This is a genomic window from Vibrio sp., from assembly GCF_038138445.1.
GTDB lineage: Bacteria > Pseudomonadota > Gammaproteobacteria > Enterobacterales > Vibrionaceae > Vibrio.
In genome coordinates this window covers 1-23040 of record NZ_JAYQDQ010000066.1, presented here as the reverse complement: position 1 = coordinate 23040, position 23040 = coordinate 1, and the positions used below count along the sequence as shown (strand labels likewise).

The window sequence follows — 23040 nt, the reverse complement described above, 5'->3', positions numbered from 1 at the left end:
AATCGAACCACCGACACGAGGATTTTCAATCCTCTGCTCTACCGACTGAGCTATCCGGGCAACGAGTTGTATTAAACGGTTTTTCGTCTTTAAGGTCAATATTAAATTGCAAAAAAAATATTGTTTGCTGTTTTTCTATACTTAGTGGGCTGTTTTTACTCATTTAGTGGGAAAAGTGTATAGCCTGTATTAAAAGTTGACTTTCAAAGCATAGAAAATGTTGGAGTAATATCGCGATATAGCCTGTATTGAACTCAGACTTCTCTGGCTTGTGATAGAAACTATTGCCAAAGCTGGTTCATTTGACAATCCATGTGTTTAAGGTATTAAGTATTAATGCTTTAGATGCAAAAAAGCCTCATCATTTGATGAGGCTTTTTAAAAGTGGCTCCCCCTGCGGGACTCGAACCTGCGACATACGGATTAACAGTCCGCCGTTCTACCAACTGAACTAAGGGGGAATTATTTGTGTTACCTATCAGGTAAAGCACCAAATAATGGTGCCTCGAGGCGGAATCGAACCACCGACACGAGGATTTTCAATCCTCTGCTCTACCGACTGAGCTATCGAGGCAAATAAATGGTGCCGACTACCGGAATCGAACTGGTGACCTACTGATTACAAGTCAGTTGCTCTACCTACTGAGCTAAGTCGGCACACTTTATTTTGTTATTGCTTGTGAATAAACACCAACAATAAATAAATTGTGGTGCCCGGAGGCGGAATCGAACCACCGACACGAGGATTTTCAATCCTCTGCTCTACCGACTGAGCTATCCGGGCAACGGAGCGCTATTAAACGGATTTTCACTCGTGTCGTCAACTTGTTTTTAGAAAAAAATGTAAAAAACGAGTTGAATGCCGATAATTTAGACACTTTGTGTCGTTATGATTTGCCCGCGTTAAAATCCTTTTTAAATTTTGTAACTTTTTCAAGGTAACGACGCGCTTCCGCGTTGGGGTGTTTTTTAGTTAACGCCCAATAAACTTGATTGGGTTGCAGCGAATTAAGATCACGCATCGCCCGTTTTCTATCTCCGCGATTAAATGTGTTTAATACTCCTCCCGTGCCACCGTTATAAGCTGAAATCATGCTGTATTCTAACGAGGTTGGGTGTTGTACATCTTTAAGGTAGCGGTTTTTCAATATGTAGAAGTAGGCGGTACCTGTATCAATGTTATTTTCCGGATTAAATAGGTATTCAGGGGAAGGTTGGCCTGATGTCTTCTTGACTAATTTGAACACATCACGTCCTGCTGTTTTAGGCACTACTTGCATTAGTCCATAAGCATTGGCCCAGCTGACAGCATACGGATTAAAGCTGCTTTCGGTTTTAATAATGGCGTAAATCAAATCCTCAGGAATACCATAGCGGCGCGATGCTCGCTGGACAATATCAGCATACTTATAGCTGCGAATTTCGACCTGCTCTTCAACCATGGGTATTTCAACGTAGTATGCTTTTTTAAAGTCGACATCTTTTATTTTGAGCTTATTGGCAATCAAATAATCGGCAAAACGGTTAGCGCGCCATGACCATTGAATGGGTTTATTATCCTGATCGACAACCTGTTTGTATAAAAACGGCTCTCCCTCTAGTTTGATGTTTTTAGAGGAGAATAAGTCGACATTCGCGGGATCGTCTGGAGTGAGTAAGGTAGTGATAATGGCGTTTTTGAGGTGGCCTTTAGGGTCCGTTGGCGAAACTGTCTCTATGATAATCGTGCCTTTGTTGAAGTTAACTTCAGAGCGGCTGAGATAGTTGTCTATATATTTTACGTAGTTACTTTTGCCAGCAAATTTAATTTCTTTTCGACCCCAACGTTTTTCGATATTACCGGAAAAACTGTCGATCAATGCATCCAGCGCTGCGGTATCTTTTTGAAATTGCCCCGGTAATTCAGCTAGGTGCTTTGCAAAGCGATTCGTCGGTTCATAGTTTACGTCATAGATGCTCTCAATAAATTCACGGCTGCACCCAGTAAGAACTATGGCTAACAAAAAATAAGCTAACTTATTCATATATATCCTAAAAAAATGACATCAAGTGTGAGTTTTGATGTCATTTCGCTATGTTTAATTCTAAGGTTTACAGCTTACTCACTTGGTGGAGTATAGCCTTCAATATGAACATCTTTGCCTTCAAACAAGAAGTTGACCATTTCCGTTTCTATCAGTTTTCTGTGCTCAGCATCCATCATGTTGAGCTTTTTCTCGTTGATAAGCATGGTTTGTTTGTGTTGCCACTCAGCCCAAGCTTGCTTGGAAATGTTATCAAAAATCCGTTTACCAAGTTCTCCTGGGTATAGCTGAAAATCTAGTCCTTCAGCGTCTTTTTGTAGTCGAGCACAAAATACGGTGCGGCTCATAGTGGCTCCTTCGGGTGGTTTAGTTGTGAAGTTCTGCAGGTAAGCTATCCAATAGTTGTTTCACTGGCGCGGCTAAACCTACCTCTTCCGGTTGTGATAAGTTATACCAAAGACCTTTGTTTCCTTCCATAACGATATCAGGTTGCTTTGATAGGTCCACCAAAATGGGCGTGATATCGAGATGGTAGTGACTAAAGGTATGGCGAAAAGCGATCAAATGCTGTCGGTATTCAACCGTGCTTTCTTTAATCTGGCGCTGATCTAGAGTGTTATCGAGCTCTTGGTTAGGGCTTTCTGGAAAACAGAATAACCCTCCCCATATTCCAGATTGTGGGCGTTGTTCAAGCCAGACATGGCCTTGATAGTGAATGATTACAAACCAAGTTGCTTTGATGGGCTTGTCTTTTTTAGGCTTTTTACCCGGATAATCAAGAGGATTACCTTGCTTGTGTGCAACACAAAATGAGGAAACTGGGCAAAGGGTGCATTTGGGTTTGCTTCGCGTACACACCATAGCCCCCATATCCATCATCGCCTGATTGTATTTATCCGTGTCTTTTTGCGGTGTGTGTGTTTGTGCATGCTGCCACAATTGGTTTTCAACCTTTTTTTGACCGGGCCAGCCTTCGACTGCAAAGCTGCGTGCCAAAGTGCGTTTCACATTTCCATCTAAAATTGCATGAGGCTGTTTGTATACAGAGGAGAGAATGGCAGCAGCTGTCGAACGGCCAATGCCAGGCAATGCATTCATTTCATCAATGTTCAGCGGAAACTCGCCTTGATACTGATTAGCGACCATTTGAGCGGCTTTGTGTAAGTTTCTTGCTCTTGCATAGTAACCTAAGCCTGTCCAAAGGTGCAGGACCTCATCTTGATTCGCATTGGCCAGATCTAAGACGGTTGGGAATCGCTCTAAAAAACGTTGATAGTAGGGAATTACTGTAGTTACCTGTGTTTGCTGAAGCATAATTTCGGATAACCATACGCTATAAGCAGTTTTATTTTGTTGCCATGGAAGGTTTTTTCTTCCATAGCTTTCATACCATGTCAGAATGGCGCTGGCAAAAGGGGTCACGACTTGCTCAATATTATTGTGTAGTTAGGTAAAATTGCATCACAGAATATGGGTAAAGTTCAACCGATAAAGAGTAAGGGTTTATTCTATGCCAAATACATTAAAAAACTTGCACCAGTGCTGATTCTTTGGATAATCACAATCCCCTAAAGTCGAGAGCAATTTTTAAACAGGCAAAATCATGAGTGAAGTGACCACTAACGAATACAATCAAGACGGTAAGCTGATACGGAAAGTACGCAGTTTTGTGCGCCGTGAAGGTCGGTTAACCAAAGGTCAAGAAAACGCAATGAATGAATGTTGGCCGACGATGGGGATCGACTATCAGCCAGAGCTTCTTAATTGGAAAGAAGTGTTTGGTAACGATAACCCAGTCGTGCTTGAAATTGGTTTTGGCATGGGTGCGTCTTTGGTTGAAATGGCAAAAAATGCACCAGAGAAGAACTTTTTGGGCATTGAGGTTCATAGTCCAGGTGTTGGTGCCTGCCTTTCCGATGCTCGTGACGCTGGTCTGACAAATCTTAGAGTTATGTGTCATGATGCGGTGGAAGTATTTGCGAATATGATCCCAGATAGCAGCCTTTCGACTTTGCAGTTGTTCTTCCCAGACCCTTGGCATAAGAAACGCCATCACAAGCGTCGTATTGTTCAACTAGACTTTGCTGAGATGGTCCGTCAGAAATTGACCATCGGAGAAGGCGTCTTTCATATGGCAACAGATTGGGAAAACTATGCCCAGCATATGATTGAAGTGATGAATCAAGCGCCAGGATATGAGAATATCGCTCAGGATGGTGACTTTGTTCCTCGCCCTGAAGATCGTCCTTTGACCAAGTTTGAAGCTCGTGGTCATCGCCTTGGACATGGTGTTTGGGATATTAAATTTAGACGTGTTAGCTAAGTCGCCCGCATATTAATGTGAATGAGGAAGCCAGCATCAAGTGTTGGCTTTTTTTACCCTACAAGAAAAATAATAAGCCTTTACAAAATAGGTAAGCAATGAAACCAACAAAAGAGATATTAGCCGATATTTTACAAGAAGTTCGGCCATTGATCGGACAAGGGAAAGTGGCTGATTATATTCCTGCTTTAGCAAACGTTCCTGCGAAAAAACTGGCGATCGCTGTTTTTACCAATCAAGGAAAGGTGATTAAAGCTGGTGATGCAGATGAAGCCTTTTCCATCCAATCCATTTCAAAAGCGTTAAGTCTAACCTTAGCCATGGATATCTATACGCCAGAAGAAATCTGGGCCCGAGTAGGTAAAGAGCCTTCAGGACAGGCATTCAACTCCCTTATTCAGCTCGAAATGGAACAAGGCATTCCGCGAAACCCTTTTATTAATGCAGGGGCGATTGTTGTCGCGGATATGTTGCAAAGCCGCTTGTCAGCACCTCGTCAAAGGCTGCTTGAATTTGTTCGCCAATTGTCTGGTGACACTCATATTTGCTACGACAAAGTCGTTGCGGCATCAGAAATGATGCACAGCGATCGTAACGCTGCGATTGCCTATTTGATGCGCTCATTTGGCAATTTCGACAATGATGTTATTCCCGTATTGAATAACTACTTTCATGCATGTGCATTGAAAATGAGCTGTGTTGATTTGGCAAAGACCTTTAGTTATCTAGCTAATAAAGGGACGTCTGTTCAGACTGGTAAACCTGTCGTGACCCCAACTCAAACAAAACAATTGAACGCATTATTGGCAACCTGTGGTTTATATGATGGTGCTGGTGAGTTTGCTTATCGGGTAGGAATGCCAGGTAAATCTGGTGTTGGTGGGGGTATTATTGCCATAGTGCCTGGAGAAATGACCATTGCAGTTTGGTCTCCAGAGCTTGACCCCTCAGGAAACTCTTTAGCCGGTACAAGGGTATTAGAGCTTTTGTCAGAGCGTATTGGACGTTCGATCTTTTAGTGTTCAACGTCGCGACTAAATGAAATCAAACATCCCGCGATAATGCGGGATGTTTGTATTTAGTGGTATAGCTAGGCTTTAGGCTGTATTGCCTCCAAGTTGCGAGCTTTTATCGCGCTTCCAAGTAAGGCTATTTCAAGCATCATAGCTAGGAGTATTTGCACCGCAACCATATATAAGGGTAAGTTAACCCATACCACTAGGGCGACTCCGGCCACCATATACAGATTGGCAGCTAATGCAGCCTTACCTATTGCTTGAGTAGCATTTTTTAACATGAGCAACCCCATAAAGTAATGCTGAATGGCCATAAGTAGTGGCAAAACAAACAGTACTGAAAGCACAGGACGCATAGTATTAGTAAGCAAGCTATCGCCACTGACATAGATTGAGAGTAATGGACTGCTTAGCGGTGTGTAGACAATCACGCCAAGAATTAGACTAAACCCAATACCGACCAGTAAAGCAAAATTGCGCAAGTGCGTTCTCTCTATTTCATAAGCCTTACCTGAAGTGTTTTGCAGATGACGAATAACAACTTGCTGTAACATACGTACACCATTACTCACACTTATCACTAGCACCCATGCTGCTGCCCATGCCGCGAGTTGTAACTCGCCGATGAATGCAATCAAAATGGGCAGCATGAGCCTAGCCCCCCACAATAAAATCATTGATTGTGCTAATGGCCAGTAATAGCGCCCCATAGACACCATATTCGCTGGCAGTGCGTGCTGTGTTTGCGTGTCATTGACATGGATTTGACTGAGCCGGTAACGGACATAAACAAGCTCAGCGAGTACGCCACTTAATAATGCTCCTGAAGTGATAAGTACCCCTGAATTAGTTGCTATTGATAGGGAAAAGGCGATAGTGATTAACACCAAACATCTTAAAACCGCGCCCTTGGCAATGTCTTTCGAGTGTCCTGCATGTATAATTTGACCTTGCCAATAACGTCTTATTGCTATCATTAGCGGCCAAGGGCAGAGCAATAGCACCATCAAGGATGCTTGCTGCCAAACTTCAGATTGCACTGAAATTAGCTCACTACTTTCGGGTAACAATCCGACTATAGACATACTAAGCGTTAGTATTGCCCCGAGTGCTATCACGAAACGAAATAACACTTCGCTGCTTTTCTTTGAGCCTGACATCATGTTAGACACAGGTAAAACAGAGATAATGGGGCTTTCAAAAAACACCGCAATGGCTTTTCCTAACGCAAAAGCAGCAAGGTTTAATGTGCTATTTGGTAAAGTGGCCAAGACAAAAATGATAATGGGATCGCCAAGGGCCATCACCATATCACTTAAGGACATGGGTACTAACTCTCTAAAATAACGACGATTACGAGATTGCATCAATTAACCCCTCCCCATGGATACGTGACTCATATACTGGCTCTAACTGTTTAATATGGGTATCCAGTTGTCGGTCGTTGTATAAAGAGACTTTTGAGTGGGCTAGCCAGTCGGGGTTGTAGACAGTATCTAAGTAGCGGTCGGCTCTGTCTGGATTGATCAGCACAATTTTATTTTGCTTCACGTTTTGCTGCATAGCATAAGCAAGCCCTGCACTAATTATTGCACCCGTCGAAGCTCCCAGTAATAAGCCTTCTTTTTTGCCCATTTGATGACACATCGAAAATGCCATGTTATCGGTAACATTGTAGGCGTAGTCAATGTCACTAGAGTTAAATGCTGGAGGCACAAAAGACAGGCCAAGTCCTGTCATTTTATAAGGATGGCGCGGCTTACCGAAGATCCCAGAGCCAGCGACATCCACTGCGATGATTTTGGTCCTTGGGCTATGCCTTCGAAAATATCGAGCGACACCTGATAATTGTCCTGCTGTGCTAATGCCAATGACTATTGCATCGGGTAGGTCGGGGAAAGCACTGGCAATCTCAAATGCAGTGTAATAGTAGTGCGCAAGAGGGTTATCAGGATTAAGGTGCTGACATGGGTAAAATGAGTTTGGTATTTTGTCAGCTAGCTTTTTCGCATGAGCCATACGTGCTTTTTGCATCGAACCTGCGCTATCTGCCAAGCTTAGTGGCACCTCTTCAAGTTTTGCACCATAGGCATTTAGCATCTTGATGACGGGGGGAGGTGTTTTAGCATCAATGACTATGATGACGTGATAGCCTTTAGAAGCGCCAATACTTGCCAGTGACATCCCGAAGTTTCCGGAGCTGGATTCGATAATGGTACCGCCTTGTTTTAAAAGACCCTTTTTCTCGGCTTGATCGATAAGAAAAGCGGCATTTTTATCTTTAATACTCCCTGTAGGGTTGCACGAGTCCATTTTTATGTAGAAGTCATTACTTTGACACAATGTATGAACTCTATTTAATTTTATAAAAGGAACGTTGCCAACGGCCTCTGATATAGAGTTAGCCACAAGCTGATGAGTATATTTTTCTTTTGAGATTGTTGTTGTCATATTCATAGTGAAGCTCCTTCTGATACCAGGTTATGTGAATAGGCAGAGGTAATGTGGTGTAGAATTTTTTCATCAGGTTTGTGCCTAAAGCAGGTCGACTTGATTGGCATTTTTCTTCCCAATAACCCTTGGCCAATAACATCAGAGACCTCAGAATGTATAACTTTGATTAAAAGACAATCTTTAAGTCCTTTAGGAGCTTCTGGAGATGTTTTTATCGATGATACTTCACTGACTTTTTGTAATTTTTCATAGATCAAAGTGAAGTCATTAATGTTTTTTTTGTATGTTTCTTTATGTTTGTACCCCCATTGTTTTTCATTGAAGTAAATATGAAAGTCAGCATCATCTAATCTGCAAGGAGTTAGCCAGCTTTTAACTGTATTGTTAATCGCATTATCAATATCTGACTTGCTTCTTAGTTGACAGTATATTTCGTTAAACTCAAAAGAGGCTTGAGATGCTGAAATTAAAAATACAGGAAGGCTTGCATGAGTATGATTTTTTTTAACCGCTTCATAACGATGATGACCATCTGCAATTAAAAAGCTTGGCAACTTTTCTAAGGCTTTTTTTATCGAATCATTTTGATAACATTTTTCTAGTTTAGATATGGTATGTAGCATTCCATCATTGGTAGGGATAACAAACTTGTTGTCTGCTTGATCAAACCATTGGTTAATCATACCGAGTGGGAAGTCATTGCTGTCAGTAATCCAAAAGCTAGGTGGGTAATTGCTTAGCGATAAGCTTTCTAGCGCTTTTACTCTGGTGGGATTAGTTTGTTCATGAGGAATAATGGGTTTGGTAAACTCTGAATTATAGTCGTGATGATATAGTATTCCTGTAACTTGATGATGATTATTATTCCATTTTCCATCAATTCTATATATGAAGTATGAGTTTAAATCTAACATGAATATTTCCTTTAACTGTAATTATGCCTACGAAAAATCGTATATGTATAAATTAAATTTTATTTATTGAGTTAAAAGGAAATTGGTGGTCTTAAAAAAGAATAAAGTGGTGATGTGTAAGATATCAAATTGTTTAATACAAATAGTATCGACTTAGAATTATCTGAAATTAAAAAAGAGTTTGTGGTTAAGTGTTGATTGGAGTGACAATGATGGAGGCTACATTGTTCATCGTCATGGCTGCTTCCCGTATTGCTAGTTTCAAAATCGGCACTGGAAAATTCAAGATGTGCATGGTGTGATATGTCTAAATTATCAATAAGGTTTTTGGCAGTTACAGAGGAAAGAGATATCATAGTAATAAATATCATAATAAATATTTTTCTTGATATTCTACACATCTAAAACCCACTCTTTTAGCTAGAAATATCTTAGCAATAACAACGAAAATTATAGATAATTAACTTTTTCGTAAATGAATAGTATGGCTTATATAGTTATGATTATCTTTTTAATATAAAGTTCCTAAGTAAAAGTAATTTATGGAAAATAAAACCATTTTGTGATTTAAATATAAAAAATGAAGGTAGTTAAAGATAAAGTGGTCAACTATTGCTATTTGAGGGGTAGTGAAAAGTACAATGAGTCTTGGCCTAGCATAAGTAAGTCAAATGGTATTGTACTTTGCAACGAATTACTCACCATCCACCATAAACGCCTCTAGCAAGTCATTAAGGAAGAGTTTGCCTTTTTCTGTGACTTGCCAGTGTGTATCGCTTTCGCTGATGTAGTTCATACTGATAGCCCAATCCATGGGTTTTCTTATCACTTCAAAGCTAAGACCTGTTGTGTTAAGAAAATCTTGTTTAGGGCAAGCTTCGAGAAGGCGGAAGCGGTTCATAAAAAACTCAAATGGGCGATCGTCTAGTGCCACTTCTTCCTCATTGTAGAGGTAGGGTTTAACCATATTATCGTAGGCGGCGAGGTAGCCCTTGGGATGCTTGATTTTAGTCGTGCGAATGATTCGACCATCAGCAAAACTAAGCTTACCGTGAGCCCCGCAACCAATACCTAAGTAATCGCCAAACCGCCAATAATTGAGGTTATGTTGGCACTGATGATCCGGCTTACTATAACCAGAGATTTCATACTGCACGTAGCCAGCCTCAGTAAGCTTTTGGTGCCCTTGTTCGAAAATGTCCCACAAGGCATCGTCGTCAGGCAAGGTTGGCCGTTTATAATGAAATAGTGTGTTGGGCTCAATCGTCAATTGATACCAAGACAAATGAGGTGGTGAGAGTTTAATCGCTTTTTCTAGGTCGTTTAAGGCTTGGTCAAGGGATTGATCCGGTAAACCATGCATTAAGTCGAGATTAAAGCTGTGTAAGCCTATGTTATGAGCAAGTTTGGCCGCATTTACGGCTTCGTCTTGACCATGAATACGACCAAGTTTGGTGAGTTTAGATTGCTCAAAACTCTGCACGCCAACTGATATGCGCGTGATGCCTGCTTTTTGGTACCCTACAAAGCGCTCAGCTTCAATCGTACCCGGATTGGCTTCCATGGTTATCTCAATACTAGATTTAAATGGAATTCTTGTTTCTATGCCTTGAAGTAGTTCGGCGATCCCCTTTGCCGAAAATAGGCTAGGGGTGCCGCCACCGATAAAAATAGAGTGCAATTGTCTCGGGTTCGAGCTTATTTGATAACGTTCTATGTCTGTATCGAGATCTTGCAGCAGTGCAGCAATATAATCTTGTTCTGGGATATCCGCTTTTAGTGCGTGAGAGTTAAAGTCGCAGTAGGGGCACTTTTGTACACACCATGGAATGTGTACATAAAGGCTTAATGCTGGAGGTATTAATTGACTCATTTCGGGTAAGGCTACAAAGGCTGCGCAGATAATTGACTAAAGAGCTTTTGTAGAGCTTTACCACGATGTGAAAGCTGTTTTTTGCGCTGTGGTTCAAGTTCTGCTGAAGCGCAGTTTTCTTCTGGAACAAAGAACACAGGATCGTAGCCAAAACCATTTTGACCATGAGCTTTAGTAAGGATTTTGCCTTCCCATGTGCCGTGACAAATAATGGGTGTTGGGTCGAGTTCATGGCGCATCAACACTAGAACGCAGTGAAAACGAGCACTTCTCTGGCTCTCAGGGACACCCTGCATAGCGGCAAGTAACTTATCGATATTATGTCTATCTGTAGCATCTTCACCTGCATATCGAGCAGAGTAAACGCCAGGTGCACCATTGAGAAAGTCGACTTCTAATCCAGAATCATCAGCGATCGCGGGCAGCCCTGTTTCTTTGGCGGCATGTCGAGCTTTGATGATGGCGTTTTCTATAAATGTTGTACCCGTTTCAGCAACTTCTGAAACCTCAAATTCGCTTTGAGCGACCACATCGAACCCAAAATCTGCGATTAGGTCAGCCATCTCCCGAACTTTACCTTGATTACCAGTGGCGAGAACAATTTTCTTTTTATTCATGGTTTTGCCTTGGAAGTAGCCCTTATGCTTATTCTTCTACATAAAATTTCTGGGAGAACTTTAACCTTCCAGTGCCTTTATTACCAGCATTGATGTCAATATCGAAAGTTAGATTCTCTTGGTCAGAAATAGAAAACTCTGCCAAATAGTATATGGCACTGCCTTCTTTCACTTCGGTAAATTCAAGAGGTTTGATTTGACCAATCAGATTTTTCGCCTGTCCTTTAACTTTGGCGGTTATCGCAGGTTTTCCTGCTTGGTAAGTATCTAGAACACTGATGTTTAGAACGGCGGAGTAACCATTACGCTTAAGTTGGTAGCTACTGGCGACTTGTGGAGTAAGAAAAGTTGAGTTGAACGCTGAGTAATGAACTTCAATTTCTTTGATGTTTTTAAACTGTTCAGCAGAGCTTGGCAGAGCAAATAAACTTGCGAGTATTAGAGTGATCCATGTTTTCATTTCTTCTTCCTAAATAACTAATTTATATCGATAGTTGAGGCGCTTCTATCCAATGATACACTGATGAAGATGGCTTCTCATCCATAATATACGGCTTTACAAACACGCTAGGTCAATAAAGAAAAAGCCATCTTGCGATGGCTTTTCTACCTAATTGTTTGGCCCATGTGTTGGTTACAGTTGGTACCAAATTGAGCCGATAAGATCGCCCATTAAGAAATTGGCGAATTGCAGGCCAATAAAAAGGACTAGTACGCTTAAATCAAATCCGCCCATAGCAGGGATGATACGTCTAATTGGCGCAAGCATGGGTTCAGTTAATTGATGGAACACATACTCAATTGGGCTGCGACCTTGACTGACCCAACTTAAAATTGCTCGAATGAGAAGTACCCAGAATAATAATCCACCCGCAGCTTTAATCAGAGAAAGCAGTCCAAGGTAGAAGAAATCGGCACTAAACGATACTGAGCCACCGGAGGCGATAAATATAATTGCCACAAACTTTATAATGCACAGTACATAAGCAAAGAACACGGTAGCAAGATCGATACTACCCACCGAAGGTATGACTCGGCGAAGTGGTGCAACCACAGGTTGAGTCGCTTTAACAATAAACTGTGAAAACGGGTTGTAGAAATCTGCGCGTGCAGCCTGCAACCAAATACGTAAGATCACTACCATAATGTAGAGATCAAACAGGGTGGAAATTAGAAAACTCATTGAATTCATAGATTACCCTTAATTTCATAGAGCTCAAGGCTCAGAAGATTAAAACTGTTGTTCCATTTCTTCGGCACGTGCAACTGCAGCCTGCATAGCTTTTGACACTATATCCGAAAGTTGGTGTTGATTAAATGTGCGCAATGCTTCTGCTGTTGTTCCACCTTTTGACGTTACTTGCTCTCGTAGCGTCGATAACTCTGTATCTGGGTTGGCAACGACCATGTGCGCGGCGCCTAAAGCAGACTGCTGAACCAGTTCTCGCGCAGTGAGTTTATCGAAACCTTGAGCCATGGCTTCAGCTTGCATTGCTTCTAAAAACAAAAAGAAGTAAGCAGGCGCACTTCCGGCTGCCGCAATCACATTGTTGATACTGCTCTCTTTTTTTACCCAGCAAGTTTTACCTACCGCACTCATCAAAGTGTTAGCAAAGGCTTTATCCGATTCACTGACTCGCGTTGGTGCAAACATGCCGCTCATGCCCAGACCAAGCTGTGAAGGCGTATTTGGCATGACACGAACAATGTTTAAGTCGTGATCGAGCATTTCACATAAACGCTGACAATTAATGCCAGCGGCAATTGAGATAACAAGTTTGTTTGACCAGTCAACAGATTGCAGTGCAGAGCACACGTCTTGCATCATTTGCGGCTTTACCGACAAGACGACGACATCAGCTTGCTCTGCGGCGGCAATATTGTCACTGGTGGTGTTAATTGAAAACTCTTGTTCTAGCGGTTGACGTCTTGTCTCTGAAGGTGCTGTCGCTGTTATGCAAGAGGCTGGGTAGCCTCCCGCAATTAAACCAGAGACAATGGCCTTTACCATATTTCCGGCGCCAATAAAGGCGATGTTTTTATGTTCCATTGTTAATCTTTCTATTTGGTTAGGGGCTTATTTTTGTAGTCACGAGCTCCAAAAATAGCTGTCCCTATGCGTACCATAGTGCTACCTGCTTCAATAGCGGCTTCCATATCTCCACTCATCCCCATAGATAGCGTATCTATGGGCAGATTTGGAAAGCGTTTGGCAAGAGCCTCTTTTAGTCTCGCCAGTTGGGTAAATGCGGTCAATTGTGACTCATAATTAGCAACATTGGCAGGAATTGACATCAACCCTCTTAAAGTGAGGTTTGGTAGCGAAGAAATCAACTCTGCGAGTGCAAAGATTTCTTGATCTTCACTGGCTCCTGATTTTGAATCTTCACTACTGGTATTGACTTGGATAAGCACTTGTAGGGGCGGCATGCCTTGTGGACGTTGATCGTTGAGTCGTTGGGCTATTTTTGCTCTGTCTATGGTATGCACCCAAGCAAAGCTTTCTGCGACAAGACGAGTTTTATTGGATTGTATCGGGCCAATGAAGTGCCATTCTAAGGCTAAATCCGGATGGTGCTCAGAAAAATAAGCAACTTTATCAACACCTTCCTGAACGTAATTCTCACCAAAGGCTATTTGGCTAGCGAGAGCTGCCTCGAGAATCGCTTGTTTGGGTTTAGTCTTACTTACCGCCAGAAGTTGCACTGAGCCCATAGGGCGTCCACACTTTTGTTGTGCCGCTGTAATCTGTGAGGTGATTTGTTCAATATTTTGTTGAATACTACTCATAGCTAACTTTAGTAAGGATTTTAAATGGATATCGCTGAATTACTGGACTTTAGTGTAAAGCATAATGCGTCAGATCTACATCTTTCTGCTGGTGTATTTCCAATGGTACGCATTGATGGTGAAGTCAGAAAGCTAGGAGTTCCTGCATTTAACCATTCTGAGGTTCACCGCTTAGTTTCCGACATCATGAATGATTCCCAGCGTAGCGAATTTGAAGAACATTTAGAAGTTGATTTTTCGTTTGAACTGCCAGATGTTGGACGTTTTCGGGTCAATGCATTCAATCAGTCACGAGGGTGCGCAGCCGTATTTCGTACTATACCGACCGTTATCCCAACTTTGGAGCAATTAGAAGCACCGGCAACTTTCGAAAATATTGCCAATATGGAAAAAGGGCTAATTCTTGTCACAGGACCAACGGGCTCGGGTAAATCGACCACGCTTGCCGCCATGGTTGATCATATTAATCGTAATCACAATAAACACATTTTGACGATTGAAGATCCAATTGAATTTGTACATACCAATAACAAGTGCTTGTTGAACCAGCGTGAAGTGCATAAAGATACTCATAGCTTTAATAATGCTTTGCGCAGTGCTTTGAGAGAGGATCCTGATGTTATTTTGGTTGGTGAGCTTAGAGATCAAGAAACAATAAGCCTTGCTCTGACCGCAGCTGAAACAGGACATCTTGTGTTTGGTACCTTACACACTAGTTCAGCCGCGAAAACCGTTGACCGTATTATTGATGTATTTCCCGGTAGTGATAAAAGTATGGTTCGCTCAATGCTTTCAGAGTCACTCAGAGCGGTCATTGCTCAGAAGCTACTAAAAAAAGTGGGCGGAGGCCGGGTGGCTTGCCATGAAATCATGATGGCGACGCCCGCGATTCGAAACTTGATCCGTGAAGACAAAGTTGCTCAGATGCAATCTGTGATTCAAACCGGTGCAGCGCATGGTATGCAGACGATGGAGCAACATTCGAAGCAATTGATTGCTCAGGGGCTTGTTGATGCTGAAGAAGTGGCGAAGAAAATTGAAGCTGAATCTGGAATGATGTAAGAGAGGATGTAATGGATATCAATGCTTGCCTACAGGCTATGTTGAGTGAAAAGGCATCGGATTTATATATCACTGTTGGTGCGCCTCTTCTCTATCGCGTGAACGGTGAGTTGAAACCACATGGTGACACCTTATCGTCCCAAGCTGTATTCGCTTTATTACACAACATGATGGATGAGGAACGTCAAAAGGAATACGCCCAAAGCCGAGAAGCCAATTTTGCCGTGGTGAAAGATTTTGGCCGTTTTAGGATCTCGGCATTTTTTCAACGTGAGTTACCGGGGGCTGTCATCCGACGTATCGAGACGAGCATCCCGACTTTTGAGCAATTGAAACTCCCTGAAACCTTGAAGGATTTGTCGATTGCTAAACGTGGGCTAGTCTTGGTGGTTGGCGCGACAGGCTCAGGTAAATCGACCACTATGGCAGCAATGACGGGGTATCGGAACAATCATCGAAGTGGGCATATCCTTACCGTCGAAGACCCCATAGAATTTGTACATGAACACGATAAATGTATTGTCACTCAACGTGAAGTTGGTCTCGATACTGACAGTTACGAAGTCGCTTTAAAAAACTCTCTGCGTCAAGCGCCAGATATGATTTTGATCGGTGAAATACGCTCGCGAGAAACGATGGAGTTTGCGATGAGTTTTGCTGAAACGGGTCATTTATGTATGGCGACGTTACACGCAAACAATGCCAATCAAGCGCTTGAACGTATTCTTCACCTTGTACCTAAAGAGCAAAAAGAGCAGTTTTTATTCGATTTGTCGATGAACTTACGAGGGGTGATCGCTCAGCAATTGCTGCGTGATAAAAATGGCAATGGTCGACATGGTGTGTTTGAAATCTTGCTCAATAGCCCAAGAGTTTCGGACCTGATCCGCCGCGGCGATCTTCATGAGCTTAAAGCGACCATGGCTAAATCCCAACAATCGGGCATGCAGACCTTTGATCAGGCACTGTATCAATTGGTCATTGATGACAAGATCACAGAAGATGATGCGCTTCACAGTGCTGATTCAGCGAATGATTTGCGCATCATGCTCAAAACGAACCGAGGGGATAGTTTCGGTGGTGGTGCTTTATCTGATGTGAAAATCGATATGGATTAACAGAGCTTAGTATTCTAGCTAACCATATTGAGCTTCAAACCAACTTTCAAGGATCACAACAGCAGACTGGCAATCTACATTGCCCTTACTCAGGGCTTTGTAGCCACCTCTGTTGAAGAGATCTGATCGGGCTTCTGTGGTTGAAAGGCGTTCGTCATGAAGTTCCACAGGCAAACCAAATCGTCCATGCAGTCTTTTAGCAAACTTTCTTGCTCTTTGAGTAATACTCTCAAGATCTTTACCGTGCAGGTCTGTTGGTAAACCGACCACTAATAAATTGGGTTGCCACTCTTTAATCTGCTTTTCGATGTCATCCCAGTTAGGAATACCATCATTGGCTTTGAATGCCTTAAGAGGGGAGGCTGTACCAGTGACTTCTTGGCCTATGGCACTACCAATACTTTTAGTGCCGAAGTCAAAAGCCATAATTGTTTTAGACATAATAATAAATAAAAAATGTTAGGCGTGACCAATATCACTGGATAGTTGGGAGGCATCGATACCGAGCATTTGTACGGCTTTTTGCCAGCGTTCATTGATGGGGGTGTTAAACATCACATCAGGGTCGGCTTCAATGGTTAACCAAGAGTTTTCAGAAAGCTCGACTTCCAGTTGCCCGGGCTCCCAACCTGAGTAACCCAAAGCTACGATATATTCAGTGGGTTCTTCTTCTGTGCCGAGTACTGCCAGTATATCTTTCGATGTAGTGACAGATATAGCGTCAGTCATTTGAATACTGGATTCATAATGATCTTTTGGCTGGTGGAGAATGAATCCTCGGTCGCCAGATACAGGCCCACCATTGAGAACGGGCTTTTCTAGACTACCTGTTTTGAGCTGAGGCTGTGCTGCCTCAACATCAACTTGTTTGAGCATTTTACCCACTGTGATGTCGATAGGAGCATTAATCATTAAACCCATAGCTCCGTCATCATTGTGCTCACACACATAGATGACACTGCGTTGGAAGTAGGGATCTTTCATCCCTGGCATCGCAACTAAAAAGTGGTTGGTTAAATTCATAGTTACTCCAGCGTAAACTCGGGTGCACCTTATGCACCTATGATCCTTGGGCAGTTACTGCTTGCCGATACGACGCTCTATTGCATCCATTAGCTTGCCCGTTATTGAGATATCAAACTCAGCCTCTATTTCACGAATACAGGTTGGGCTGGTTACATTTATCTCAGTCAGCTTATCCCCAATGACGTCCAGACCTACAAATATCAAACCTTTCTCTTTAAGTGTAGGCGCTACAGCTGCTGCTATCTGTTTATCTGTATCAGTAAGAGGCCTTGCTTCCCCTGTCCCGCCTGCGGCAAGGTTGCCGCGAGTTTCTCCTTTTGCCGGAATACGAGCGAGGCAATATGGCATAACTTCACCGTCGACAATCAGAATCCGTTTGTCACCGTTGCTGATGTCTGGCACAAAAGTTTGCGCCATAGCATAGTTCTGGCCATGATTAGTCAAGGTTTCAATGATCACAGACACATTTGGGTCTTCAGCTTTGACACGAAAAATAGATGCACCTCCCATGCCATCTAATGGCTTGAGGATCACATCTCCATGCTGTTGACGAAATTGCTTAATTTTTTCCGCTTTACGAGTGACAATTGTTGTCGGTGTCAGCTCAGGGAACCAAGCAGTAAATAGTTTTTCATTACAATCACGGAGACTTTGAGGCTTATTAACGATTAAGCTACCTTGTTGCTCTGCACGTTCCAAAATGTAGGTTGCGTAGATGTATTCTGTGTCAAACGGAGGATCTTTACGCATCAATATTGCGTCAAGACTCCCTAGCTCAATGGTTTGCTGAGATTTAAATTCAAACCAATCATTTGGATCTTCTTTTAAACAGACGACTTTGGTATCTGCAATCGCCACACCTTGATCAAGATGAAGATCAGCCATTTCAATGTAGTGGATCTCGTAACCACGACGCTGAGCTTCTAACATCATGGCAAAACTTGAGTCTTTCTTGATGTTGATGGCCTCTATTGGATCCATCACTATGCCTAATTTGATCATTGTTTTCTCCATTAGCCAAGATCTCCAAAGCGAACTTGTAGGGCTGTTATAGCAGTTAAAGCAGCCGTTTCCGTGCGCAGCACTCGTGGGCCTAGCAGGATCTCCTCAAACTGGTAATGTCTTGTTTTTTCGATTTCTTCACTCGACAGCCCGCCTTCTGGTCCAATAAGCAGACGTATTTTGTCAACGGGTGTCGGTAGAGTATTAATCGAATACCTTGCCCTTGGGTGTAAATTGAGTTTTAAACCATCGTACTCTTCTGTACACCACTGCTCTAATGACATGACAGGGCGGATTTCAGGGACGATATTTCTGCCACTTTGTTCACAAGCACTGATGGCAACTTTCTGCCATTGAGACAGTTTTTTATCAAAGCGCTTTTGGTCGAGTTTTACCCCGCATCTTTCCGATATTAGTGGGGTGATGGTATTGACGCCGAGTTCAACCGACTTTTGGATGGTGAATTCCATCTTATCACCACGCGATATCACTTGCCCCAAATCAAGATTAAGTGGAGATTCACTGCTTCGCTCGATGCGCTCAGTGACCTCTACTTGGACGGCTTTTTTTGTGACTTCTGTGATGACAGCGGGATACTCTGCACCTAGTCCATCAAAGAGTATCACTTGCTGTTCGGTTTTCATGCGCAGAACTCTTCCCACATGGCCTGCTGCATCTTCGCTTAGGTTCAGGTTTCCGAGCTGAGTGATTGCTTGAGGGTGGTAAATTCGTGGGATTCGCATCAGGGTAAATATCCGGAAAAGAAGTAATTTAACTCCTAACATGGATGCGTTAGGGGTAAAAAACAAGGGGGGAGGGCGCTGAAATTAGGAGCCGTAGGGATAGTTTTATTCTCTAGTATACCAAAACATAGCTTTCCTTTAGCCATCAAATACAGCATGACAAAACCAATGGATTAAGTGGTAGTTCAAATATTTAAATATCAAGTCTATTAATTTCAATAACTTTACATAAAAATAAGACGTAGATTTAAGCAATAGGTGATGCTGATTACGGGTGTTGCATTTATTGCTAACTGATATGAGAAATATATGGAAAGTTATATTCTTTATGTGTGCCTGGCTGGAGCGACTATATCTCTGCCTGGGCCAGCTGTCATGCTTACGCTCAATAACTCGGTACAAAAAGGTCGTAAAAAAGCACTAAGTGGGATATTTGGTATAGCGACCGCTATTCTTTTTATTTCTGCTATCTCTGCGACTAGTTTGGGCGTGATATTGACTCAATCTGCTTTTGCTTTCAGCCTAATTAAGTTTTTTGGTGCGATTTACTTATTATATTTAGGTGTGAAAACGTGGCGCGCAAAGCCTTTATCTGAAGTTACACTTGGCTTTAGTCATCATTCTTATTCTCGGTGCTTTTGCGAAGGATTCTTGGTGTCTATTTCAAACCCTAAAGCTATCGTATTTTTTATGTCGGTGTTTCCACAGTTTATAGATGCATCAAAAGATCACACCATTCAGTTGCTTTTAATGTCGGTGACATTCAGTTGTCTCGTAGTTTTGATTCACAGTGGTTACTCTTTTATTGCACATAAGGCCAAGAATAAGCTTTCAACGGAAACAAATAAGCTTAGAATGAACAAGGTTAGCGGTGGGATTTTTGTCGGCTTTGCGATGGGCTTAGCGTCATCGAGTAGATAACTAGCGGTAAGTAATTATGACTCCATGTAAATCAATGTTTGTTGGCAGATTTTGCAGCTATACGAATTTTGATTGCGCTGAATTTTATTATGGCGACGTATGGTGAGTGGGTGGAGCCGACATCCGCATTGGTATTGATAGATTTTACCTTGCACTGAATCTAGAGCAAAATCGTGAGTGGTATTGGCGCTGATACCAAATACGGATGTCATTATACTCTGCCACTCTTTTCCATGGGGTTTGACTTTGCCATATACCTGATAGGTAATAAGATGAGCAACTTCATGTGGAATCACTTCTTGTAAGAAGGCCTGTTGATTCTCTATAAAAAGAATGGGATTTAAACGGATTTCATTGAGCTGTAAGTACGCTTTTCCCGCTGTTTTGCCTTTGAGTCGATAGTTGATTGTTGGCATGGCAAAGGAGTGCTGAAAGTGCTGTTGAGCTATGACTACATACTTTGCCATAATTTGTTGTGCGCGATAGCCAAGTTCTTTATCCACACTTACTCCCAATAAATTCGCCCCAGTAATGGGGCGAATAGTATAACGAATCAAGCAAGAGTACTAATGGTGCTTTTTCCTTATTGCCTCATGGTAAGCATGCCAGGTTCCGTAACCTAAAATGGGTATAGTGAAAAACATACCTATTCCGTAAGTGGCAAATCCAATTAAAATCCCACCACAAATAATGCCAGCCCAGACAATCATGGCTGGGATGTTCGTTTTGACAGCGTTAAAGCTGGTAAACACTGCTGTCATCATATCGACTCTGCGCTCCATCATCAGTGGAATGGAAAAGGCTGAAATACTAAATACGATGGCCGCTAAGACAAACCCTACAAGTGAACCTATTACCAGAAAAGGCAGAAAATCGGTAATAGGAGCACCTTGAACAGAGGGATAAAGAGCATGAAGAAGGGCAGCAATCCGCATCCAGAAAATCATACATACTGCGAGCAATACAGCAAACGCCCATTGTGACGAAGAGTTACGTCCAATGGCTTTCATTGAGTGTAACAGCTTTGGCTTGTGACCTTTTTCCAGTTCCCAAGCTGCATCATAGAGCCCTAAAGCAAGGAAAGGACCTATTAATCCGTACACAATTAAACTTGGCATCACAACCAGATGCGTGCCTTGCCACTGAACAAGTAATACGATTCCTATTGCTGCGGCCATAAAACCTAAACCATAAAACCCGCTAATCAGAGGAACACGTATAAAATCTTGTAAACCGAGTGATAGCCAATGAAAAGGCGCTGATACATTGAGCTCGTTACACGGGATTGTGCGCGCATATTCACTGTCTGGCACGGGTTGTTGTTTTTGATCTATATCTTCTTGTTGGTTCACCGTACGAGGCATATATCCTCCTTGATCGATTCTCAGTCATAGGCCACTTTTCTTTGAAAGTGGCGTGTTGGAACACGATGCTCGGCTTTGCGACCGCTGGTTAAGCTGCGCATCTGTAACTTGTAGGTTAAGAAATCACCATCCGTTTCTTAACCTTTTGTTAACTATTGACCCCTTAACAAAAAATTACAAATTTGCTTATTGCTTTTTGTGGCATAAGACAAAGGGCTTCTGGATATCCAGAAGCCCTTTATTAATAGGTAATTTAAATTAGATTAATTTAGGCCTGCAAACTCACGCAGTAGCACAGCTTTATCTGTTGCTTCCCATGGGAATTCTTCACGACCAAAGTGACCGTAGGCTGCAGTCTTTTTATAAATTGGTTGAAGAAGATTAAGCATCTCTTGAAGACCATATGGGCGTAAATCAAAGTGTTGACGAACGGCTTCGACAATGACTTCTTTAGACACTTTTTCTGTACCGAATGTTTCCACCATAATCGACGTTGGATCGGCGACGCCTATGGCGTAAGAAAGCTGAATTTCACAGCGTTCTGCCAGCCCAGCAGCAACAATATTTTTTGCTACATAACGAGCTGCGTAAGCGGCACTGCGGTCTACTTTAGATGGATCTTTACCTGAGAATGCACCGCCACCATGTCGAGCCGCACCACCATAAGTATCGACAATGATTTTACGACCCGTTAGGCCACAGTCACCCATAGGTCCACCGATAACAAAGCGGCCTGTTGGGTTGATGAAGTAATTGGTGTCTTTGTTTAACCATTCAGAAGGAAGAACAGGTTTGATGATCTCTTCCATTACCGCTTCACGAAGATCAGGTGTAGAGATGGATTCACTGTGTTGAGTCGAAAGTACAACTGCATCAATACCTACGATCTTGCCTTGATCATACTGGAAAGTAACCTGAGATTTTGCGTCAGGTCTTAACCAAGGTAGGGTGCCGTTTTTACGTACTTCAGCTTGTTTTTGAACCAGTAGATGAGAGTAGGTGATTGGAGCTGGCATTAACACATCGGTTTCATTGGTTGCGTAACCAAACATGATGCCTTGGTCACCAGCACCTTGCTCTTTAGGATCGCTCTTATCAACACCTTGGTTAATATCGGGCGATTGCTTACCTATGGTGTTTAGAATGGCACAAGAATCGGCATCAAAGCCCATTTCTGAGTTGATGTAGCCAATCTCACGAACGGTTTGACGAGTTAGCTCTTCGATATCTACCCATGCTGAGGTTGTGATTTCACCACCCACCATCACCATGCCAGTTTTAACATAGGTTTCACAAGCAACGCGAGCTTTAGGATCTTGTTCGATAATCGCATCAAGTACTGCATCAGAAATTTGGTCTGCAATTTTATCTGGATGACCTTCTGATACCGACTCAGAAGTAAACAGGTGTTTAGCCATGATAGCTCCGCTTTTAATTTGGGATAGTGAATGCGCTCATTCACTAGCAATAGAATAGGTTCATTAATAGTAGGTGTATCTACTTCTAGACGTCTATTTTAGTTTTGCGAGTGCTAATTTCAAGCTTTTTTTACTATTTCATATTCAATTGTTTGCTTTTTACTATCCAAATATTGTTGATTGCTATATTAGTTTTTCAAAGTTACTGGAGAATGTGTATTAGTCAGTAAAACGTTTGCAGAGGACCGAGTGCTTTGAGAGAATAAAAGACCATCAAATCTGTTTTTCGCTTTATGCAGTCAGGAGCAAACATGTCTTCCCGCAAACACCTAGCTAACGCTATTCGTGCCCTTAGCATGGACGGCGTACAACAAG

24 protein-coding genes and 4 tRNA genes are annotated in these 23040 nt (G+C 42.4%); 5 read left to right on the top strand and 23 right to left on the bottom strand.

Going from position 1 to position 23040, the window contains the following annotated elements:
* Positions 1-385: 385 nt before the first annotated feature.
* From AAFM34_RS15465 to mutY, 7 genes are all read right to left on the bottom strand, one after another.
* A tRNA-Asn gene (locus tag AAFM34_RS15465) sits at positions 386-461 on the bottom strand.
* A gap of 37 nt (positions 462-498) precedes the next feature.
* A tRNA-Phe gene (locus tag AAFM34_RS15460) sits at positions 499-574 on the bottom strand.
* A gap of 7 nt (positions 575-581) precedes the next feature.
* Positions 582-657: transfer RNA gene (locus AAFM34_RS15455), tRNA-Thr, on the bottom strand.
* Between the two features lie 51 nt (positions 658-708).
* Positions 709-784, bottom strand: a tRNA-Phe gene (locus AAFM34_RS15450).
* Positions 785-887: 103 nt separating this feature from the next.
* A complete protein-coding gene (mltC, locus tag AAFM34_RS15445) occupies positions 888-2024 on the bottom strand; it encodes a membrane-bound lytic murein transglycosylase MltC (protein WP_341664320.1) in 1137 nt (378 codons plus the stop codon).
* 74 nt (positions 2025-2098) lie between these two features.
* Entirely contained in the window at positions 2099-2371 is a 273-nt protein-coding gene (locus AAFM34_RS15440) for an oxidative damage protection protein (RefSeq protein WP_114787454.1), read from the bottom strand.
* A 19-nt stretch (positions 2372-2390) separates the two neighbouring features.
* Positions 2391-3446: an A/G-specific adenine glycosylase gene (gene mutY / locus AAFM34_RS15435; protein ID WP_341664318.1), complete on the bottom strand. Its 1056-nt coding sequence runs from the start codon at positions 3444-3446 to the stop codon at positions 2391-2393.
* 181 nt (positions 3447-3627) lie between these two features.
* Here mutY and trmB point away from each other — a divergent pair, with 181 nt between their 5' ends.
* Positions 3628-4347: a tRNA (guanosine(46)-N7)-methyltransferase TrmB gene (trmB, locus tag AAFM34_RS15430; RefSeq protein ID WP_341664316.1), complete on the top strand. Its 720-nt coding sequence runs from the start codon at positions 3628-3630 to the stop codon at positions 4345-4347.
* Positions 4348-4445: 98 nt separating this feature from the next.
* On the top strand, positions 4446-5366 hold the full coding sequence (gene glsB, locus AAFM34_RS15425) for a glutaminase B (protein WP_341664314.1): 921 nt from the start codon (positions 4446-4448) through the stop codon (positions 5364-5366).
* Positions 5367-5437: 71 nt separating this feature from the next.
* On the opposite strand, the gene AAFM34_RS15420 is transcribed toward glsB, so the two are convergent.
* From AAFM34_RS15420 to AAFM34_RS15380, 9 genes are all read right to left on the bottom strand, one after another.
* Positions 5438-6730: a hypothetical protein gene (locus tag AAFM34_RS15420; protein ID WP_341664312.1), complete on the bottom strand. Its 1293-nt coding sequence runs from the start codon at positions 6728-6730 to the stop codon at positions 5438-5440.
* Entirely contained in the window at positions 6717-7820 is a 1104-nt protein-coding gene (locus AAFM34_RS15415) for a PLP-dependent cysteine synthase family protein (RefSeq protein WP_341664310.1), read from the bottom strand. Before AAFM34_RS15415 ends, AAFM34_RS15420 begins: the two co-directional genes overlap by 14 nt.
* Positions 7817-8731 (bottom strand): DUF1015 family protein, encoded by a 915-nt coding sequence (locus AAFM34_RS15410; RefSeq protein ID WP_341664308.1) that lies wholly within the window; start codon positions 8729-8731, stop codon positions 7817-7819. Before AAFM34_RS15410 ends, AAFM34_RS15415 begins: the two co-directional genes overlap by 4 nt.
* 694 nt (positions 8732-9425) lie before the next feature.
* Entirely contained in the window at positions 9426-10604 is a 1179-nt protein-coding gene (hemW, locus tag AAFM34_RS15405) for a radical SAM family heme chaperone HemW (protein WP_341664306.1), read from the bottom strand.
* 11 nt (positions 10605-10615) lie between these two features.
* Positions 10616-11221, bottom strand: coding sequence for an XTP/dITP diphosphatase (locus AAFM34_RS15400; protein WP_341664304.1), 606 nt, complete (start codon positions 11219-11221; stop codon positions 10616-10618).
* A gap of 28 nt (positions 11222-11249) precedes the next feature.
* Positions 11250-11681, bottom strand: a complete 432-nt coding sequence (locus AAFM34_RS15395; RefSeq protein WP_341664302.1) for a DUF4426 domain-containing protein — start codon at positions 11679-11681, stop codon at positions 11250-11252.
* A gap of 174 nt (positions 11682-11855) precedes the next feature.
* Complete coding sequence (locus AAFM34_RS15390; RefSeq protein WP_341664300.1) at positions 11856-12413, bottom strand: YggT family protein; 558 nt, start codon at positions 12411-12413, stop codon at positions 11856-11858.
* A gap of 39 nt (positions 12414-12452) precedes the next feature.
* Positions 12453-13271, bottom strand: coding sequence for a pyrroline-5-carboxylate reductase (gene proC, locus AAFM34_RS15385; RefSeq protein WP_341664298.1), 819 nt, complete (start codon positions 13269-13271; stop codon positions 12453-12455).
* 11 nt (positions 13272-13282) lie between these two features.
* A complete protein-coding gene (locus tag AAFM34_RS15380) occupies positions 13283-14011 on the bottom strand; it encodes a YggS family pyridoxal phosphate-dependent enzyme (RefSeq protein ID WP_341664296.1) in 729 nt (242 codons plus the stop codon).
* Positions 14012-14035: 24 nt separating this feature from the next.
* On the opposite strand from AAFM34_RS15380, the gene AAFM34_RS15375 reads away from it, so the two are divergent.
* Together AAFM34_RS15375 and AAFM34_RS15370 are read left to right on the top strand one after the other, a co-directional pair.
* Positions 14036-15073 carry a type IV pilus twitching motility protein PilT gene (locus tag AAFM34_RS15375; RefSeq protein ID WP_341664294.1) on the top strand — a complete coding sequence of 346 codons (1038 nt, stop codon included), beginning with the start codon at positions 14036-14038 and terminating at the stop codon, positions 15071-15073.
* 11 nt (positions 15074-15084) lie between these two features.
* On the top strand, positions 15085-16191 hold the full coding sequence (locus AAFM34_RS15370) for a PilT/PilU family type 4a pilus ATPase (RefSeq protein WP_341664292.1): 1107 nt from the start codon (positions 15085-15087) through the stop codon (positions 16189-16191).
* Positions 16192-16209: 18 nt separating this feature from the next.
* Here the strand turns inward: AAFM34_RS15370 and ruvX are convergent, their stop codons facing one another.
* The 4 genes from ruvX to rsmE are packed head-to-tail and all read right to left on the bottom strand — an operon-like array spanning position 16210 to position 18962.
* The gene (ruvX, locus tag AAFM34_RS15365; RefSeq protein WP_152429493.1) at positions 16210-16632 is read right to left on the bottom strand and encodes a Holliday junction resolvase RuvX; all 423 of its coding nucleotides are present in this window, start codon (positions 16630-16632) and stop codon (positions 16210-16212) included.
* A gap of 18 nt (positions 16633-16650) precedes the next feature.
* Positions 16651-17214 (bottom strand): YqgE/AlgH family protein, encoded by a 564-nt coding sequence (locus AAFM34_RS15360; protein ID WP_114787441.1) that lies wholly within the window; start codon positions 17212-17214, stop codon positions 16651-16653.
* A gap of 54 nt (positions 17215-17268) precedes the next feature.
* Complete coding sequence (gene gshB / locus AAFM34_RS15355) at positions 17269-18219, bottom strand: glutathione synthase (protein WP_341664289.1); 951 nt, start codon at positions 18217-18219, stop codon at positions 17269-17271.
* Positions 18220-18230: 11 nt separating this feature from the next.
* On the bottom strand, positions 18231-18962 hold the full coding sequence (rsmE, locus tag AAFM34_RS15350) for a 16S rRNA (uracil(1498)-N(3))-methyltransferase (RefSeq protein WP_239174719.1): 732 nt from the start codon (positions 18960-18962) through the stop codon (positions 18231-18233).
* 309 nt (positions 18963-19271) lie between these two features.
* Between rsmE and AAFM34_RS15345 the strand changes: the two genes are divergently transcribed.
* Positions 19272-19883 carry a LysE family translocator gene (locus AAFM34_RS15345; protein ID WP_341664285.1) on the top strand — a complete coding sequence of 204 codons (612 nt, stop codon included), beginning with the start codon at positions 19272-19274 and terminating at the stop codon, positions 19881-19883.
* Positions 19884-19897: 14 nt separating this feature from the next.
* Here the strand turns inward: AAFM34_RS15345 and AAFM34_RS15340 are convergent, their stop codons facing one another.
* From AAFM34_RS15340 to metK, 3 genes are all read right to left on the bottom strand, one after another.
* Positions 19898-20386 (bottom strand): SprT family zinc-dependent metalloprotease, encoded by a 489-nt coding sequence (locus AAFM34_RS15340; RefSeq protein WP_341664284.1) that lies wholly within the window; start codon positions 20384-20386, stop codon positions 19898-19900.
* Between the two features lie 63 nt (positions 20387-20449).
* A complete protein-coding gene (locus AAFM34_RS15335; RefSeq protein WP_341664282.1) occupies positions 20450-21247 on the bottom strand; it encodes a DUF2189 domain-containing protein in 798 nt (265 codons plus the stop codon).
* Positions 21248-21510: 263 nt separating this feature from the next.
* Positions 21511-22665, bottom strand: a complete 1155-nt coding sequence (metK, locus tag AAFM34_RS15330; RefSeq protein ID WP_160932396.1) for a methionine adenosyltransferase — start codon at positions 22663-22665, stop codon at positions 21511-21513.
* Positions 22666-23040 lie beyond the last annotated feature (375 nt).

Bases quoted from the DNA above. Each gene is read 5' to 3' on its own strand.
- mltC (WP_341664320.1), bottom strand. From the start codon at position 2,024: ATGAATAAGTTAGCTTATTTTTTGTTAGCCATAGTTCTTACTGGGTGC.
- AAFM34_RS15440 (WP_114787454.1), bottom strand. From the start codon at position 2,371: ATGAGCCGCACCGTATTTTGTGCTCGACTACAAAAAGACGCTGAAGGA.
- trmB (WP_341664316.1), top strand. From the start codon at position 3,628: ATGAGTGAAGTGACCACTAACGAATACAATCAAGACGGTAAGCTGATA.
- glsB (WP_341664314.1), top strand. From the start codon at position 4,446: ATGAAACCAACAAAAGAGATATTAGCCGATATTTTACAAGAAGTTCGG.
- AAFM34_RS15420 (WP_341664312.1), bottom strand. From the start codon at position 6,730: ATGCAATCTCGTAATCGTCGTTATTTTAGAGAGTTAGTACCCATGTCC.
- AAFM34_RS15415 (WP_341664310.1), bottom strand. From the start codon at position 7,820: ATGAATATGACAACAACAATCTCAAAAGAAAAATATACTCATCAGCTT.
- AAFM34_RS15410 (WP_341664308.1), bottom strand. From the start codon at position 8,731: ATGTTAGATTTAAACTCATACTTCATATATAGAATTGATGGAAAATGG.
- hemW (WP_341664306.1), bottom strand. From the start codon at position 10,604: ATGAGTCAATTAATACCTCCAGCATTAAGCCTTTATGTACACATTCCA.
- AAFM34_RS15400 (WP_341664304.1), bottom strand. From the start codon at position 11,221: ATGAATAAAAAGAAAATTGTTCTCGCCACTGGTAATCAAGGTAAAGTT.
- AAFM34_RS15395 (WP_341664302.1), bottom strand. From the start codon at position 11,681: ATGAAAACATGGATCACTCTAATACTCGCAAGTTTATTTGCTCTGCCA.
- AAFM34_RS15390 (WP_341664300.1), bottom strand. From the start codon at position 12,413: ATGAATTCAATGAGTTTTCTAATTTCCACCCTGTTTGATCTCTACATT.
- proC (WP_341664298.1), bottom strand. From the start codon at position 13,271: ATGGAACATAAAAACATCGCCTTTATTGGCGCCGGAAATATGGTAAAG.
- AAFM34_RS15380 (WP_341664296.1), bottom strand. From the start codon at position 14,011: ATGAGTAGTATTCAACAAAATATTGAACAAATCACCTCACAGATTACA.
- AAFM34_RS15375 (WP_341664294.1), top strand. From the start codon at position 14,036: ATGGATATCGCTGAATTACTGGACTTTAGTGTAAAGCATAATGCGTCA.
- AAFM34_RS15370 (WP_341664292.1), top strand. From the start codon at position 15,085: ATGGATATCAATGCTTGCCTACAGGCTATGTTGAGTGAAAAGGCATCG.
- ruvX (WP_152429493.1), bottom strand. From the start codon at position 16,632: ATGTCTAAAACAATTATGGCTTTTGACTTCGGCACTAAAAGTATTGGT.
- AAFM34_RS15360 (WP_114787441.1), bottom strand. From the start codon at position 17,214: ATGAATTTAACCAACCACTTTTTAGTTGCGATGCCAGGGATGAAAGAT.
- gshB (WP_341664289.1), bottom strand. From the start codon at position 18,219: ATGATCAAATTAGGCATAGTGATGGATCCAATAGAGGCCATCAACATC.
- rsmE (WP_239174719.1), bottom strand. From the start codon at position 18,962: ATGCGAATCCCACGAATTTACCACCCTCAAGCAATCACTCAGCTCGGA.
- AAFM34_RS15345 (WP_341664285.1), top strand. From the start codon at position 19,272: ATGGAAAGTTATATTCTTTATGTGTGCCTGGCTGGAGCGACTATATCT.
- AAFM34_RS15335 (WP_341664282.1), bottom strand. From the start codon at position 21,247: ATGCCTCGTACGGTGAACCAACAAGAAGATATAGATCAAAAACAACAA.
- metK (WP_160932396.1), bottom strand. From the start codon at position 22,665: ATGGCTAAACACCTGTTTACTTCTGAGTCGGTATCAGAAGGTCATCCA.